Source organism: Pseudomonas sp. SBT1-2 (genome assembly GCF_028640875.1).
GTDB lineage: Bacteria > Pseudomonadota > Gammaproteobacteria > Pseudomonadales > Pseudomonadaceae > Aquipseudomonas > Aquipseudomonas chlororaphis_I.
This window is the reverse complement of sequence record NZ_JAQZAA010000110.1, coordinates 1-16215: the sequence shown is the minus strand read 5'-3', so window position 1 is coordinate 16215 and position 16215 is coordinate 1. Positions and strand designations below refer to the sequence as shown.

Annotated in this window: 14 protein-coding genes; 9 read left to right on the top strand and 5 right to left on the bottom strand. The window is 62.7% G+C overall.

Going from position 1 to position 16215, the window contains the following annotated elements:
- Window positions 1–65 precede the first annotated feature (65 nt).
- From PVZ78_RS24980 to PVZ78_RS24970, 3 genes are all read right to left on the bottom strand, one after another.
- The gene (locus PVZ78_RS24980; protein WP_177411728.1) at window positions 66–545 is read right to left on the bottom strand and encodes a hypothetical protein; all 480 of its coding nucleotides are present in this window, start codon (window positions 543–545) and stop codon (window positions 66–68) included.
- 263 nt (window positions 546–808) lie between these two features.
- Window positions 809–1372, bottom strand: coding sequence for a helix-turn-helix domain-containing protein (locus PVZ78_RS24975; RefSeq protein ID WP_009046972.1), 564 nt, complete (start codon window positions 1370–1372; stop codon window positions 809–811).
- A 214-nt stretch (window positions 1373–1586) separates the two neighbouring features.
- Window positions 1587–2303, bottom strand: a complete 717-nt coding sequence (locus PVZ78_RS24970; RefSeq protein ID WP_016701693.1) for an SIMPL domain-containing protein — start codon at window positions 2301–2303, stop codon at window positions 1587–1589.
- 400 nt (window positions 2304–2703) lie between these two features.
- Between PVZ78_RS24970 and PVZ78_RS24965 the strand changes: the two genes are divergently transcribed.
- The 4 genes from PVZ78_RS24965 to PVZ78_RS24950 all read left to right on the top strand — a co-directional run bounded on the left by PVZ78_RS24965 (window position 2704) and on the right by PVZ78_RS24950 (window position 7161).
- The gene (locus tag PVZ78_RS24965; protein ID WP_009046974.1) at window positions 2704–3966 is read left to right on the top strand and encodes an ATP-binding protein; all 1263 of its coding nucleotides are present in this window, start codon (window positions 2704–2706) and stop codon (window positions 3964–3966) included.
- Window positions 3959–4519 (top strand): response regulator transcription factor, encoded by a 561-nt coding sequence (locus PVZ78_RS24960; protein ID WP_028681664.1) that lies wholly within the window; start codon window positions 3959–3961, stop codon window positions 4517–4519. The genes PVZ78_RS24965 and PVZ78_RS24960 overlap by 8 nt, the downstream gene beginning before the upstream one ends.
- A gap of 97 nt (window positions 4520–4616) precedes the next feature.
- Window positions 4617–6344, top strand: coding sequence for an ABC transporter ATP-binding protein/permease (locus PVZ78_RS24955; protein ID WP_009046976.1), 1728 nt, complete (start codon window positions 4617–4619; stop codon window positions 6342–6344).
- A 67-nt stretch (window positions 6345–6411) separates the two neighbouring features.
- Window positions 6412–7161 (top strand): FadR/GntR family transcriptional regulator, encoded by a 750-nt coding sequence (locus PVZ78_RS24950; RefSeq protein ID WP_009042168.1) that lies wholly within the window; start codon window positions 6412–6414, stop codon window positions 7159–7161.
- 223 nt (window positions 7162–7384) lie between these two features.
- Here the strand turns inward: PVZ78_RS24950 and PVZ78_RS24945 are convergent, their stop codons facing one another.
- Complete coding sequence (locus PVZ78_RS24945) at window positions 7385–7576, bottom strand: hypothetical protein (RefSeq protein ID WP_009046977.1); 192 nt, start codon at window positions 7574–7576, stop codon at window positions 7385–7387.
- 13 nt (window positions 7577–7589) lie between these two features.
- The gene (locus PVZ78_RS24940) at window positions 7590–9227 is read right to left on the bottom strand and encodes a hypothetical protein (protein WP_009046978.1); all 1638 of its coding nucleotides are present in this window, start codon (window positions 9225–9227) and stop codon (window positions 7590–7592) included.
- A 236-nt stretch (window positions 9228–9463) separates the two neighbouring features.
- Between PVZ78_RS24940 and kdgD the strand changes: the two genes are divergently transcribed.
- The 5 genes from kdgD to PVZ78_RS24915 all read left to right on the top strand — a co-directional run bounded on the left by kdgD (window position 9464) and on the right by PVZ78_RS24915 (window position 16157).
- On the top strand, window positions 9464–10375 hold the full coding sequence (gene kdgD / locus PVZ78_RS24935; protein WP_273829438.1) for a 5-dehydro-4-deoxyglucarate dehydratase: 912 nt from the start codon (window positions 9464–9466) through the stop codon (window positions 10373–10375).
- 67 nt (window positions 10376–10442) lie between these two features.
- The gene (locus PVZ78_RS24930) at window positions 10443–11888 is read left to right on the top strand and encodes an aldehyde dehydrogenase family protein (protein WP_273829437.1); all 1446 of its coding nucleotides are present in this window, start codon (window positions 10443–10445) and stop codon (window positions 11886–11888) included.
- A gap of 98 nt (window positions 11889–11986) precedes the next feature.
- On the top strand, window positions 11987–13351 hold the full coding sequence (locus tag PVZ78_RS24925; RefSeq protein WP_273829436.1) for an MFS transporter: 1365 nt from the start codon (window positions 11987–11989) through the stop codon (window positions 13349–13351).
- 12 nt (window positions 13352–13363) lie between these two features.
- Window positions 13364–14917 carry a galactarate dehydratase gene (gene garD / locus PVZ78_RS24920; protein ID WP_053268212.1) on the top strand — a complete coding sequence of 518 codons (1554 nt, stop codon included), beginning with the start codon at window positions 13364–13366 and terminating at the stop codon, window positions 14915–14917.
- Window positions 14918–15215: 298 nt separating this feature from the next.
- Window positions 15216–16157, top strand: a complete 942-nt coding sequence (locus PVZ78_RS24915; RefSeq protein WP_102676275.1) for an AEC family transporter — start codon at window positions 15216–15218, stop codon at window positions 16155–16157.
- The last annotated feature ends 58 nt before the right edge of the window (window positions 16158–16215 follow it).

Genomic DNA, 16215 nt, shown 5'->3' with positions numbered 1-16215 from the left:
GTGGCCTCATGATTTGTTGTCATTTTTGGTGTAGAGGGCGACCTTATGAGTCGACCCGCCGATACTTATGCAGGCCCCATACCCAATGCAAGATGCGGGGCTGTCACAAGTATCAAGGAGTGGAACGAACGTACAGGAATGACGCATTTGTATAAATATTGACGAATTTGACCGTATGCGCTGGCTTTTTCTGGTGCATGGGTTGCCTTCTTGCGGGGCATCCAGGGCGAGCCGTGCCTCCGATTGGTGCGTCGCTGGAGCGGGTGTCGACTGGCTTCTGGTTGAGCCGCCTGGCCTGTCTGGCGCAAATGTTTGGCGCATTGGGTTGACCGGATGAAGTAGAGCGGCTTGCTGAGGGAGGCCGTGGAGAACGGATGCCCGGGATCTTGCAGGCGATGGCGGGTGAACAGCACATCGTCGGCGGTGTTGACGTTGTGGCTCGCAGTGAAGTTGTCACTGTGGAGGTTGCGGGTGGCGTGTGACGGTGGGACGCCGAGGATCAGCCCCGCTGTCTGCCAAACCTGGAGCGGAAAGGTCTTACGCATGCAAACCTCAATTTTTTCTTTTTCTGGGGCGCATCTGAGGATTGGCCTTGTGGGCCGGGACAACTCGCCTTCTATGGGGAATGGATGCACCCCCATGGACCCTGTGTGGCGACGGCGATCGCTTGTTATGTGGTTGATTGACGATTCGCCGATGCCGAAATTAAGTCATGCTGAAATCGTGGTCAACGAAAATTAAGCGTGACTAACATTTCTCTTGCGCACAGGGTGTCTGTGAGGTTGCGCAGGCGACCATGGGCCGGGTTTCAGGCCGCTGAATGGTCGTCGAACAGGCCCATGGTCGTGACGGTCAATACTTCTGCCGGGTCGTTGCCGGCGTTAGCCAGGTAGTGCGGTTTGGTCGAGTCGAAGTGCACCGAGTCGCCGACGCCGAGGGGATACTGCTGCCCCTCGATGGTGTAGACAATCTGCCCCGCAAGAACGTAGGAGAACTCGGCGCCATCATGGGAAATCAGTTCCGACTGGTAGCCCACCGGTATGTTCATCTTCACCGCGTTGATCAGGTTGCCGGGAAAGGAACTGGACAGCCGCTCGTAGGACAGGGGCTGGCCTTCGATGGTGTAGCGCACCCGCTTGCCGTCGTGGGAGTCGGGTTGGGCCTGGGTCGGCTGGTCGAAGAGGGCGTTCAGCGGAACGTTCAGAGACTTGGCAATGTTGACCAGGGAGGAGATCGAGACTCCGGTGAGATTGCGTTCCGCCTGGGAGAGAAAACTGGCGGTCAGACCGGATTCGCTGGCGATCTGGCGCAGGGTTTTCTTGGCGGCGCGGCGATAGCGACGCAGGCGTTCGCCGATGCGATCTGCGGTCATTTGGAGAGACTCTTATAGGAAAGGCGCAGTATACCCGGTGGACATCAATGACGTCTGATGGGCGACCGAGGTCGGTAACTTTAGCATCACCGACCTGGCCGAGTTCAGCCCCCCAAGGCGAGGCCCTCAGGCTCGGGTTGAAATAGAGGGTAGAAAAAAGGCGGTAACCTGATTTTGCTGGAGGTTACCGCCGTTTCGGAAGGCAGGGAAAACGTTACTGCATCAGCACTTCGATCGAGCCATCGGCGGTCATGCTGACCTGGCTGGTACCGGCTTCGACTTCCGGAGTGACCGGCGCCGCATCCATGCCCGCGGCTTTCATCATCACCGGCCCACGCAGGTACGGCTGTGGATAACCGTTGCTGTTGAGGTTCAGGTTGACGATCTTGTAGCCCTTGCCGCCCAGCGCTTCGGTGGTCAGTTGCGCGCGTGCCTTGAAGGCGTCGACCGCTTCCTTGAGCAGCTTGTCTTCGCTGGCCTTGCGGGTCGGATCGGCGATGGCGAAGTCCATGCCACCCATTTTCAGATCAGTCAGCAGTTCGCCGGTGAGCTTGGACAGCGCGGCGAAGTCCGAGCTTTCCAGGCGCAGCTCGGCGCGTTCACGCCAGCCGGTGATCTTCTGGCCCTTGGTGTCGTAGATCGGGTAGCTGTTGCGGCTGCCCTGGCGCAAGGTGATGTCCTTGACCTGGCGTGCCTGGCCCAGGGCCTTGTTCATGGTGGTGGTGATTTCCGCGGCGAGCTTGGCCGGGTCGGCGTTCTGCGATTCGCTGTAGAGGGTGACGATCATCAGGTCGCGGGCCACTTCCTGACTGACTTCGGCGCGCAGGGAGATCTGATTGTAATGAAGCTCATCGGCGGCCACGGCCGGCAGGCTGGCGAGGGTGCCGGCGCTGAGGGCGAGAAGGGCGGCGCTGCGACTGAATGTATGCATGAAAACTCCTTGAGTGCGGTCCGCAGGTATTGGGTCCCAGCCTGCGTGAAACCATCAGACTCTAGCTTTTATTGTCTGGTTCGGCCCGTTAACAACTTCTATACATCTATTACCCAATACCAACTGCGGGGGCTTTGGTAGCCGCTGGCGAAGCCTGCGCTCGACTGCGCAGCAGTCGCAATCTGTTCGCGAGTCGGACTCCGGGATGGGGATGGCGAGCGCCTTGCGCTCTATCGCGGGCAAGCCTCGCTCCTACAGGCAAATGGTGCTTTTGCAGGCAAGGCTTGCCTGCGATTGGCCGTTGCCCAAGACTGTGGCGGTTTGCCGCAGTTTTGCCTGTCTGGGCCGCTGCTTGGTTATACTCGTCGCGATCCGCCTGGAGCGCTCATCAGGAGAGCTCATGCTCGCCCCCGTACAACTGCTTTCCGCCACTCGCCAGAACCTCTGGCGTCTGACTTTCATCCGCATCCTGGTTCTGGCCGCTCAGGCCGGTTCGGTGGGGCTCGCCTACTGGTTCGACCTGCTGCCGCTGCCCTGGCTGCAACTGGCTGTCACCCTGGGCCTGTCGCTGATTCTCTGCGCCTTCACCGCCATTCGCCTGCGCACCTCGTGGCCGGTCACCGAGCTGGAATATGCCGTGCAACTGGCCTGTGACCTGTTTATCCACAGTGCCCTGCTGTATTTCTCCGGCGGTTCGACCAACCCCTTCGTCTCCTATTACCTGGTGCCGCTGACCATCGCCGCCGTGACCTTGCCATGGCGCTACTCGGTGGTCCTTTCCGGCATCGCGCTGACCATGTACACCTTGCTGCTGGCGCAGTTCTACCCGCTGCAGACTTTCCCCATCGCCCGGGAAAACCTGCAGATCTACGGGATGTGGCTGAGCTTCGCCCTGGCTGCTGCGGTGATCACCTTCTTCGCCGCGAGGATGGCCGAGGAGCTGCGACGGCAGGAGGAGCTGCGGGCGATCCGCCGCGAAGAGGGCCTGCGCGACCAGCAGTTGCTGGCTGTCGCGACCCAGGCCGCTGGCGCCGCCCACGAACTGGGAACGCCCCTGGCGACCATGAGCGTGCTGCTCAAGGAAATGCGCCAGGACAACCTCGACCCGCTGCTGCAGGATGACCTGGGCGTGCTCCAGGATCAGGTCAAGCTGTGCAAGGAAACCTTGCAGCAACTGGTGCGCGCCGCCGAGGCCAACCGCCGGATGGCCGTGGAAATGCAGGATGTCACCGTCTGGCTCGATGAAGCGCTGAACCGCTGGCACCTGATGCGCCCCGAAGCCACCTATCGTTTCCAGTTGCTGGGCCAGGGCCCGATGCCGCGGGTAGCGCCGCCGCCGGACCTGACCCAGGCGCTGCTCAACCTGCTGAACAATGCCGCCGACGCTTGTCCGGAAGGGCTGGAAGTGCAACTGGATTGGGACGCCGAGACCCTGACCATCAGCATTCGCGACCACGGCGCCGGTGTGCCGCTGGCCATCGCCGAGCAGATCGGCAAACCGTTTTTTACCACCAAGGGCAAAGGTTTCGGCCTGGGCCTGTTTTTGAGCAAAGCCAGCGTGACACGCGCCGGCGGCTCAGTGAAACTCTACAGTCATGAGGAAGGCGGCACGCTCACCGAGCTGCGTCTGCCCCACGGCGCCCGAGGAGACCAACATGAGTGACGAAATCCAAGTCGAAGGCGAAGAACTGCCGCATCTGTTGCTGGTGGATGACGACGCCACCTTCACCCGGGTGATGGCGCGGGCCATGAGCCGTCGCGGCTTTCGCGTCAGCACCGCAGGTTCCGCCGAGGAAGGCCTGACCCTCGCCCAGCAGGACCTGCCGGACTTCGCCGCGCTGGACCTGAAGATGGACGGCGACTCCGGCCTGGTGCTGCTGCCCAAGCTGCTCGAGCTCGACCCGGAAATGCGCGTGGTGATCCTCACCGGCTATTCGAGCATCGCCACCGCGGTCGAAGCGATCAAGCGCGGCGCCTGCAACTACCTGTGCAAGCCGGCCGACGCCGATGACGTGCTGGCCGCGCTGCTCTCCGAGCACGCCGACCTCGACACCCTGGTGCCGGAAAACCCGATGTCAGTGGACCGCCTGCAATGGGAGCATATCCAGCGGGTGCTGACCGAACACGAAGGCAATATCTCCGCCACTGCCCGCGCCCTGGGCATGCACCGCCGAACGCTGCAGCGCAAGTTGCAGAAGCGCCCGGTTCGTCGCTGAACCGCGACTGAACGAATGTCCTCGGGACGAGTGAAAAAGCGAGCCGATCCTCTATGATCGGCTCGATGCTTGTCCTTATCACAATCGAGCCTTGATGATGAATCAGAACGCTGAGTATTCCGCGGTCAACGATACTGTGCGCGGGCAGTTTTTCCGTCGTGTCTGGGAAATGACTACGCCTTACTGGCGCAGCGAGGAGAAGGGCAAGGCCTGGCTGCTGCTGTTCGCGGTGGTCGCCCTGACCCTGTTCAGCGTGGCGATCTCGGTGTGGGTCAACAGCTGGTACAAGGACTTCTACAACGCCCTGCAAAGGAAGGATGAAGCAGCCTTCTGGCAACTGATCCTGTATTTCTGCGGGATTGCCGCGGTGGCCATCCTGGCCGCGGTCTACCGGCTCTACCTGACCCAGATGCTGACCATCCGCTGGCGCGCCTGGCTCACGGAAAAACACTTCGCCCGCTGGTTGGGCCACAAGAATTACTACCAGCTGGAGCAGGGCGGCTACACCGATAACCCGGACCAGCGGATTTCCGAAGACCTCAACAGTTTCACCAGCAATACCCTGGGGCTCGCCCTGGGCCTGCTGCGTACCGTGGTCAGCCTGGTGTCGTTCTCGATCATCCTGTGGGGCGTGTCGGGCAGTATCGAAGTCTTCGGCTACACCATTCCCGGCTACATGTTCTGGTGCGCCCTGGTGTACGCCGCCGTCGGCAGCTGGCTGACCCACCTGATCGGTCGACGCCTGATCGGCTTGAACAACAACCAGCAACGTTTCGAGGCGGACCTGCGTTTCTCCATGGTGCGCGTGCGCGAGAATGCCGAGAGCATCGCCCTGTATGACGGCGAGCCGAACGAGAACAAACGCTTGAGCGCTCGCTTCGGCATGGTCTGGCACAACTTCTGGGACATCATGAAAGTGTCCAAGCGCCTGACCTTCTTCACCTCGGGCTACGGCCAGATCGCGATCATTTTCCCCTTCATCGTCGCGGCTCCCCGTTACCTGACGGGCAAGATCGAGCTGGGTGAGCTGATGCAGATCAACTCGGCATTCGGCAACGTCCAGGAGAACTTCAGCTGGTTCATCACCGCCTATTCCGAGCTCGCGGCATGGCGCGCCACTTGCGACCGTCTGCTGAGCTTCCGCCAGGCCATGAGCGAAAACGAAGAGCGCGCGCCCGCCATCGACGTGCAGAACCAGGGCGAAACCCTGCAAGTGCATAACCTCGGCCTGGATCTGGCGGATGGCCGGCACCTGCTGGCCGGTGCCGAGATGACCGTGAGCCCCGGCGAGCGGCTGATGCTCAGCGGTCGCTCCGGCAGCGGCAAGAGTACCCTGCTGCGGGCGATGGGGCGGCTCTGGCCGGCCGGTCACGGCAGCATCCGCATGCCTGCCGAGCGTTATCTGTTCCTGCCGCAGAAGCCTTACCTGCCGATCGGCAGCCTGCGTGAAGCCTTGAGTTATCCACAGTCGGGCGATACCTACCCGCAGGAGCGTTATGCACAGGTGCTGGAAACCTGCCGCCTGCCGCACCTGGTGTCCCGCCTGGACGAGAGCAATCACTGGCAGCGCATGTTGTCCCCGGGCGAGCAGCAACGCCTGGCCTTTGCCCGTGCGTTGCTCTATGCGCCGCAATGGCTGTACATGGATGAGGCCACCTCGGCCATGGACGAAGAAGACGAGGCGACCCTGTACCAGGCGCTGATCGACCAGCTTCCGGGGCTGAGCATTGTCAGCGTCGGGCATCGCAGCAGCCTCAAGCGTTTCCACCCGCGGCACATCCGCATCGAGCGCGGGCATCTGGTCGACCAGGCGGTGACGGTGTAGTCAACAGTGATCGTACAACTTGGCTGAGCTATGATGCGTCATCAGTTTTCGGAGAAAGATCTTCACCATGGACAACCAGAACACGGCGCCCCGCCTTCCACGCAAGCGCCGTAGCCTCGCCCAGGAACTGGTGACCGTGCTGTCGGAGCAGATTCGCGACGGTCAGCTCAAGCGCGGTGACAAGTTGCCCACCGAGTCGGCGATCATGGAGGCCCATGGCGTCAGCCGGACCGTGGTGCGCGAAGCCATTTCCCGGTTGCAGGCCGCCGGCCAGGTGGAAACCCGCCATGGCATCGGCACCTTTGTGCTCGACACGCCGAGCCCGAGCGGCTTCAGGATCGATCCGGCGACCGTGGTGACCTTGCGCGATGTGCTGGCGATCCTGGAACTGCGCATCAGCCTGGAAGTGGAGTCGGCCGGGCTGGCCGCGCAGCGGCGCAGCACCGAGCAACTGGCGGCGATGCGCGCGGCGCTGGATGCCCTCAATGAAAGCGCGGCCCACGACAGCGATGCGGTGGCCTCGGATTTCCAGTTCCACCTGCAGATTGCCCTGGCCACGGGCAACCGCTATTTCACCGACATCATGACCCACCTGGGGACCAGCATCATTCCGCGCACCCGCCTGAATTCGGCGCGCCTGGCTCACGACGATCAGCAGCACTACATGAGCCGCCTGAGCCGTGAACACGAAGAAATCTATGAAGCCATTGCCCGCCAGGATTCGGATGCGGCCCGAGCGGCCATGCGCCTGCACCTGACCAACAGCCGCGAACGGCTGCGCCATGCCCATGAAGAGGCAGAAGCGCAGCGCGGGTAAATGCAACAGGCGCCAGACCGGGGAGGTTTGGCGCCTGTTGTCGGCTGTCGCGAGCAGGCTTTCCATCGAATGCGTAGCAGCGTCCTAAAGGGCTAGCGCTGTTCTGCCGGCAGAAAATCATCGCCTGGGCAGCCTTTATCGCTGGCAAGTCGGATCGCCGCCCGCTCGCTCCTACAGAAACACTGTTCGTCTTCGGTAGGCGCGAAGCGTGCTCGCGCTGCTTTTAGCGGCCTTTGAGAATCGAGCGGTCCACCCTCACGGCCAGTTGCCCGGCAGCGGGCTTGGCATCGAAAGCCACGCGCCCTTGCTGGTCGACGGTTGCCCGCGCGACGGGAGCGCCGTTGACCAGCAGTTCCAGGGGCGCGCCCTGCAGGGATTGGCCAGAGGCCAGTTCTAGAGTCAGATTGATAGCCATGTCGATGTCCTTATCAGGCATTGCGGTCGATGTAGGTGGTGGCGGTCTTGTCGATCGAGGCGATCAACTCCGGCGAGCCGCCGCGGAACTGGCGAAAGAGGTTACGCCCGCTGGAACCGCTGCCGGTATCCACCGGCACATTCAGGGTTGGCTGGAAGCGGTCGCTCAGTTCGGCGTAGGCGGACCAGGGGCCGATGTACGACTCGTTCAAACCGTTGGTGTAGCTGAAGGCATAACGCACGGCATTGCCCGGCAACCAGTTGGGTTCGCTGGGTGCCTGGCTCTGCCAGCCATTGGCCTGGATGCTCGGGGCAAGCGTCGGTGCTTCCAGGTAGCCCGCCGGCTTGTTGGGCTTGTAGTCCTTGAGCAGCAGGTAAGTGCTCCAGCCCCACCAGTTGTCGATGGTCTTGGTATCGTTCAGGTTGTTCACGTCGCTGCGTCGCAGCACCTTGTCGCCCTGCATCACGAACAGCGGTGAAAAGTTGCCGCTCTTGGCAGCGTTCAGGTCCGGCAGCAGCTTCAGCGCCGTGAAGTTGCCGGGCGTCGGGGCCGTTCCGCTGAGGTAGCTTTCGAAAATCTCGTCCGCCGAGCGCTGCACCGCCAGCTTGACCTGCTTGCGGTTGTTGCTGTCGATGGTGTCGAAATAACGCTTGTCGCCATAGGCATGCCAGCGGTCGCCCTGGGCGTTGCTGACGTTGAGGCCGAACTTGCTGTCTTCGTCGTGCATGAAGCGGGTGATCAGCGAACCCAGGTCGCTCGGCGTGACCACCGCCGCCAGCTGCTTGCGCGGTACCCGCACATGGCCGGCGGAGAACAGGTCGGTGAGGAAGTGATCGGCGAAGGCGTTCATGGCGTAGGCCAGTTCCAGCTGCTTCTCGTCGGCGTTCTTGTGCGCCAGCACCGCCTGCTGCAGGGCCGCGGTGTGCCCGGCGATATAGGCCAGCAATGCCCATTCGCCGAAATGGTCGGCATTGTTGGCCGCCAGCTTCAGGTAGCGACCGAGGGGGAACAGCGCCGAGGCGAAACTGCCGCCGCCGGTGATCTTGTTCCACTCTTCGGACAACGTATCTCCCAGGGCGTCATACGCCTCGTGAGGTTGTCGGCCGTCCTTGAGCGCCTGGTTGGCGGCGGCGATTTCCTTCTGCATCACCGCGAGAATCTGTTTCGCCTCGTCCTTGGCCGCCGGCAACACGGCAAGCGAGTTGAACGCGGCGGTAAAACGCTGCAAACGATCCACCGGCGTCGCGCCTTCGCAGATCGGCTGGTCGGGGATGCCATAAAAATCGCCACCCAGCGCCACCACCTGGCCGTAGGTCAGGGCCAGGCCGTTGGGCAGGTGCAATTCGACCTGCCAGGCCGGAACACCGGGGGCGTCCTTGACGAAACGCAACAGGGTGGCGTCGCCGATGGCGGTGTGCTCGCCACCCTCGAAACGCAGCTGGGGCAGGGCCTTGAGGTTTTTGCCCGGTGCCGCGGGGAGGATCCCGGGCTTGTGATACTTGATGGTGTGATGACCGTCGGCGATCAGTACCAGATGGTCGCCGTCACCGGAAATGGCAATGCCGCGTTCGCTGAAAAGGCTGTCCAGATCGGCAACGATCTGGCTTTTGTGCTGCAGCTGTTCCCGCTGCTGAGTGTGTAGACCTGACATTTCTAGCTCCTTGATATGTCGTAGGTATTTCAAAAATACAGCTGTATGTATATACAGTTGTTTTGCGAGCATAAAGCAAAATCCTGACCCGTCAAGCAGGTATTTTTTGCCGCGTATTTTGGCGGTGGCTGACGAATTGCTGTTGACGATTGCTTTTTAAGTTGTACGATGACTTACAACTTCGGCCAAGGCTGATGTGTTTCTCATCACAATGTGCGTCCCAGGGTGTTCGAATAATGAATCCACAAGAACTGAAGTCCATCCTCTCCTCCGGCTTGCTGTCTTTCCCGGTGACCGATTTCAATGCCCAGGGCGATTTCCATCGCGCGGGCTACATCAAGCGCCTGGAATGGCTGGCCCCTTACGGCGCCTCGGCGCTGTTCGCCGCAGGCGGCACCGGTGAGTTTTTCTCCCTGGCGGCCAGCGAATATTCGGAAATCATCAAGACCGCGGTCGACACCTGCGCCACCAGCGTGCCGATCCTGGCCGGGGTCGGCGGTTCGACCCGCCAGGCCATCGAATACGCCCAGGAGGCCGAGCGCCTGGGGGCCAAGGGGCTGTTGCTGTTGCCGCACTACCTGACCGAAGCCAGCCAGGATGGGGTCGCCGCTCATGTGGAGGCGGTGTGCAAATCGGTGAAGATCGGCGTGGTGGTCTACAACCGCAACGTCTGCCGCCTGACCGCGCCGCTGCTGGAGCGCCTGGCCGAGCGCTGCCCGAACCTGATCGGCTACAAGGACGGCCTGGGCGATATCGAGCTGATGGTGTCGATCCGCCGTCGCCTCGGCGATCGCTTCAGCTACCTGGGCGGGCTGCCGACCGCCGAAGTCTACGCTGCGGCCTACAAGGCCCTGGGCGTGCCGGTGTACTCCTCGGCGGTGTTCAACTTCATCCCGAAAACCGCGATGGATTTCTACCACGCCATTGCCCGTGAAGATCACGCCACGGTCGGCAAGATCATCGATGACTTCTTCCTGCCTTACCTGGATATCCGCAACCGCAAGGCCGGTTACGCGGTGAGCATCGTCAAGGCCGGAGCCCGCATCGTCGGCCGTGACGCCGGCCCGGTGCGGGCGCCGCTGACCGATCTGTTGCCGGAAGAATATGAAGCGCTGGCGGCGTTGATCGACGCCCAGGGCGCGCAGTAATCCATCCCCGGGGCCGCTGAGCGATCAGCGGCCTTTTGCGTAAGGCTTTTGTGTAAGGAGAGGGCGCGTGGCAGAGGTAAAACGCTTCGATAACTACATCGGTGGCCAGTGGCTTGCCGGTGCCGACTACTCGACCAATATCAACCCGTCCGAGTTGTCCGATGTCATTGGCGAATACGCCAAGGCCGACCTGGCTCAGGTGCATGCCGCGATCGATGCGGCGCGCGATGCATTCCCGGCCTGGTCGACCTCCGGTATCCAGGCGCGCAGCGATGCCCTGGACAAGGTCGGCAGCGAGATCCTCGCCCGCCGCGAAGAGCTCGGCACGTTGCTGGCCCGGGAGGAGGGCAAGACCCTGCCCGAAGCCATCGGCGAGGTGACCCGTGCCGGCAATATCTTCAAGTTCTTTGCCGGCGAATGCCTGCGCCTCTCGGGGGATTACCTGCCGTCGGTGCGTCCGGGCGTCAACGTCGAAGTGACCCGCGAAGCCCTGGGCGTGGTCGGCCTGATCACCCCGTGGAACTTCCCGATCGCCATCCCGGCGTGGAAGATCGCCCCGGCCCTGGCCTACGGCAACTGCGTGGTGCTCAAGCCCGCCGAGCTGGTGCCGGGCTGTGCCTGGACCCTGGCGGAAATCATTTCCCGCGCCGGTTTCCCGGCCGGGGTGTTCAATCTGGTGATGGGCAGCGGCCGGCTGGTCGGCGATGCCCTGGTCAACAGCCCGAAAGTCGACGGCATCAGCTTCACCGGTTCCGTGGGCGTGGGCCGGCAGATCGCCGTCAACTGCGTCTCGCGCCAGGCCAAGGTGCAGCTGGAAATGGGCGGCAAGAACCCGCAGATCATCCTCGACGATGCCGACCTCAAGCAGGCGGTGGAGCTGGCGGTACAGAGTGCCTTCTATTCCACCGGGCAGCGTTGCACCGCTTCCAGCCGGCTGATCGTCACCGCGGGTATCCATGACCGGTTCGTCGAGGCGATGGCCGAGCGCATGCGCTCGATCAAGGTCGGCCATGCGCTGAAGGCCGGTACCGATATCGGCCCGGTGGTGTCCCAGGCACAGCTCGAACAGGACCTGAAGTACATCGATATCGGCCAGTCCGAAGGGGCGCGGCTGGTCAGCGGTGGCGGCCTGGTGACCTGCGATACCGAGGGGTATTTCCTCGCGCCGACCCTGTTCGCCGACAGCCAGGCCTCGATGCGCATCAGCCGCGAAGAGATCTTCGGCCCGGTGGCCAACGTGGTGCGCGTTGCCGACTACGAGGCGGCGCTGGCCATGGCCAACGACACCGAATTCGGCCTGTCGGCGGGCATCGCCACCACGTCGCTGAAATACGCCAACCACTTCAAGCGCCACTCCCAGGCGGGGATGGTCATGGTCAACCTGCCGACTGCCGGCGTCGATTACCACGTGCCTTTTGGTGGTCGCAAAGGTTCATCCTATGGTTCCCGCGAGCAAGGTCGCTACGCGCAGGAGTTCTACACCGTGGTGAAGACCTCCTACATCGGATCGTAAGCCCCGCTGTACCCCCGCCAGCCTTTGCCTGAGGCTCGGCGGGGTCGATGAAGCGAATGTTTTACCCGCATAAAAATAATTAGTGGGAGTACATCCATATGCAAGCGACCAAGCCGACTCGCGTCCGCTACCTGATCCTGTTCATGCTGTTCCTGGTGACCACGATCAACTATGCCGACCGCGCCACCATCGCCATCGCGGGCTCCAGCCTGCAAAAAGACCTCGGCATCGACGCCGTCACCCTCGGTTATATCTTCTCTGCCTTCGGCTGGGCCTATGTGGCGGGGCAGATCCCCGGCGGCTGGCTGCTCGACCGCTTCGGCTCGAAAAAAATCTATGCCTTGAGCATCTTCACCTGGTCGCTGTTCACCGTGTTGCAAGGTTATGTCGGTGAGTTCGGCGTCTCCACCGCGGTGGTGGCGCTGTTCATACTGCGGTTCCTGGTGGGGCTGGCCGAGGCGCCATCCTTCCCTGGCAATGCGCGGATTGTCGCGGCCTGGTTCCCGACCGCCGAGCGCGGTACGGCTTCGGCGATCTTCAACTCGGCGCAATACTTCGCCACGGTGCTGTTCGCGCCGCTGATGGGCTGGATCGTCTATCACTTCGGCTGGCAGCACGTGTTCATCGTGATGGGCGCGATCGGCATCGTCTTCTCGCTGGTCTGGCTCAAGGTGATCTACAGCCCGCGCCAGCACCCGCTGATCAATGAGGCCGAGTTCAAGCACATCGCCGACAACGGCGGCATGGTCGACATGGACCAGGACAAGGTCCGGGGCAAACGCAGCGACGGCCCGAAATGGGACTACCTGCGCCAGTTACTGACCAACCGCATGATGCTCGGCGTGTACCTGGGCCAGTACTGCATCAACGGCATCACTTATTTCTTCCTGACCTGGTTCCCGGTGTACCTGGTGCAGGAGCGTGGCATGACCATTCTCAAGGCCGGTTTCATCGCCTCCTTGCCGGCCATCTGCGGTTTTATCGGTGGGGTGCTCGGCGGGGTGATTTCCGACTACCTGCTGCGCAAGGGGCATTCCCTGACCTTCGCCCGCAAGGCGCCGATCATCGCCGGCCTGCTGGTCTCCAGCAGCATCGTGGCCTGCAACTATGTGGACATCGAATGGATGGTGGTGGGCTTCATGGCCCTGGCGTTCTTCGGCAAAGGCGTGGGCGCGCTCGGCTGGGCGGTGGTGTCCGATACCTCGCCGAAGCAGATCGCCGGCTTGAGCGGCGGCCTGTTCAACACCTTTGGCAACCTGGCCTCGATCACCACGCCGATCGTCATCGGCTACATCATCAGTTCCACCGGCTCGTTCAAATGGGCGCTGGTGTTCGTCGGCTGCAACGCACTGCTGGCGGTGTTCAGCTACCTGGTGATCGTCGGTCCGATCAAGCGCGTGGTGCTCAAGGAGCCACCGAGCAACGGCCCCGAGCTGACCCAACTTTCCCAAGCGCATTCCTGAAGGGGCGGCGTCATGCAGTTGATTGAACATTCCGATTCGCCGCGCTACATCCGCCTGCACGAGCGGGACAACGTGGTGGTTGTGGTCAATGACCAGGGCGTGCCGGCGGGCACCGCGTTCGCCGACGGCCTGGTGACCCTGGACTTCATCCCCCAGAGCCACAAGGTGGCGCTGGAGGATATCGCCGAAGGCGGCCTGGTGATTCGCTACGGCCAGACCATCGGCTATGCCTTGCAGCCGATCGCCCGCGGCAGCTGGGTCAGGGAAGAACAGTTGCGCATGCCCAGCGCGCCGCCGCTGGACAGCCTGCCGCTGTCCACCGAGGTGCCGGCGGCCCAGGCGCCCCTGGAAGGTTTCACCTTCGAGGGCTATCGCAATGCCGACGGCACGGTCGGCACGCGCAACATCCTGGGTATCACCACCACTGTGCAATGCGTGACCGGGGTGCTCGACCATGCGGTCAAGCGGATCAAGGACGAACTGCTGCCCAAGTATCCCCACGTCGACGATGTGGTGGCGCTGACCCACAGCTATGGCTGCGGCGTGGCGATCACCGCCACCGATGCCTATATCCCGATCCGTACCGTGCGCAACCTGGCGCGCAACCCGAACCTGGGGGGCGAGGCCCTGGTGGTCAGCCTGGGGTGCGAGAAGCTGCAGGCCGGGCAGGTGATGCACGAAGGCGACAGTTCGGTGGACCTCAGCGAGCCCTGGCTATACCGCCTGCAGGACTCCAGCCAGGGTTTTACCGAGATGATCGAGCAGATCATGGAGCTGGCCGAGGTGCGTTTGCGCAAGCTCGATCAGCGGCGCCGGGAAACCGTGTCGGCCTCGGAGCTGGTCCTCGGCATGCAGTGCGGCGGCAGCGATGCCTTCTCCGGGATCACCGCCAATCCGGCCCTGGGCTATGCCTCGGACCTGCTGTTGCGGGCCGGCGCGACGGTGATGTTTTCCGAAGTCACCGAGGTGCGCGATGCCATCTATCTGCTGACTTCCCGCGCCGAGTCCGAAGAGGTGGCCCGGGAGCTGGTGCGCGAGATGGACTGGTACGACCGTTACCTGGCCAAGGGCGAGGCCGACCGCAGTGCCAATACCACGCCGGGCAACAAGAAGGGCGGGTTGTCGAACATCGTCGAGAAGTCCCTGGGCTCCATCGTCAAGTCCGGCAGCAGCGCGATCAATGGCGTGCTGGGGCCGGGCGAGCGCTTCACCCGCAAAGGCCTGATCTTCTGCGCGACGCCGGCCAGCGACTTTGTCTGCGGGACCTTGCAACTGGCGGCGGGGATGAACCTGCATGTGTTCACCACCGGGCGTGGCACGCCTTACGGGCTGGCGATGGCGCCGGTGGTCAAGGTCTCGACCCGTTCCGAACTGGCCCAGCGCTGGCCGGACCTGATCGACATCGACGCCGGGCGCATCGCCACCGGGCGGGCGAGTATCGAAGAGCTGGGCTGGGAGCTGTTCCATTTCTACCTGGACGTGGCCAGTGGCAAGCAGCAGACCTGGGCCGAGCGGCACAAGCTGCACAACGACATCACCTTGTTCAATCCGGCGCCGATTACCTGACCGGTAGCCGCTGCCGCAGGATCTGCAGCGTGGATGGGGGCGCCAACGCCCCTTCGGGGCGATCGCAGCCTTCGGCAGCGGCTACAGAGTCCGTGTCAGGATCCGTTGAATGGCATGTCGCGATCCGTGTGGCTGCTGCCGAAGGCTGCGATCGGGGGCAACTCGGGCGTGGCGTTTGATAGCCGCGAACGCCTGCGGTCCGATGGATCTGCTTGCGGTTAGGGCAAATCCATCGGGCTTAAGGGCGCGGGCTGGCTTATCATTAGCCGCCTAACGACAGGTTCAAGGTTGACCCGGCATGCTGGCCATTTTTCTCGAAACGCTGAACATCACCGCGCCGGTATTTGCCATGTTGTTTCTTGGTGTGCTGCTCAAGCGCATCGGCTGGATCGACGACGGTTTTATCCACACGGCGTCGGCCCTGGTGTTCAACGTCACCATGCCGGCGCTGCTGTTTCTCGGCATCCTCCATGCCGACCTGCATTCGGCGCTCAAGCCCGGGTTGCTGATCTATTTCGCCGTGGCCACCCTGGCCAGCTTTGCCTTCGCCTGGGTCTGGGCGATCTGGCGCTGCCCGCGGGAAGATCGGGGCATCTACACCCAGGGCGCGTTTCGCGGCAATAACGGGGTCATTGGCCTGGCACTCGCGGCCAGCATGTATGGCGACTACGGAATTTCCCTCGGGGCGATTCTCGCGGCGCTGGTGATCCTGTTCTACAACACCCTGTCGACCATTGTCCTGGCGGTGTACAGCCCGGTGATCAAGTCCGATCCGTGGAGCATCTGCAAAAGCGTGGTCAGCAATCCCTTGATCATCAGCGTCCTGGCGGCCACGCCTTTCGCGGTTTTCCAGATCGGCCTGCCGACCTGGCTGGAAACGTCCGGCCAGTACCTGGCACAGATGACCCTGCCGCTGGCATTGATCTGCATCGGCGGCACCCTGTCCCTGGCGGCGCTGCGCGCGAGCGGCGACCTGGCCCTGAGTTCGAGCCTGGTGAAAATGGTTGGTCTGCCGGTCCTCGCCACCCTGGGGGCCTGGCTTTGCGGATTCCGCGGGGCGGAGCTGGGGATTCTGTTCCTGTATTTCGGCAGCCCGACCGCGGCGGCGAGCTTTGTCATGGCCCGGGCGGCCAATGGCAATCATGAACTGGCGGCAGCGATCATCGTCATCACCACGTTGATGGCTGCGGTGACCACCAATATCGGGATCTTCCTGCTGCAGTGGGGCGGGTGGATCTAGCCCTCTTCTGTAGGAGCGAGGCTTGCCCGCGATAGCGGTGTATCAGGCAGACCGCTAT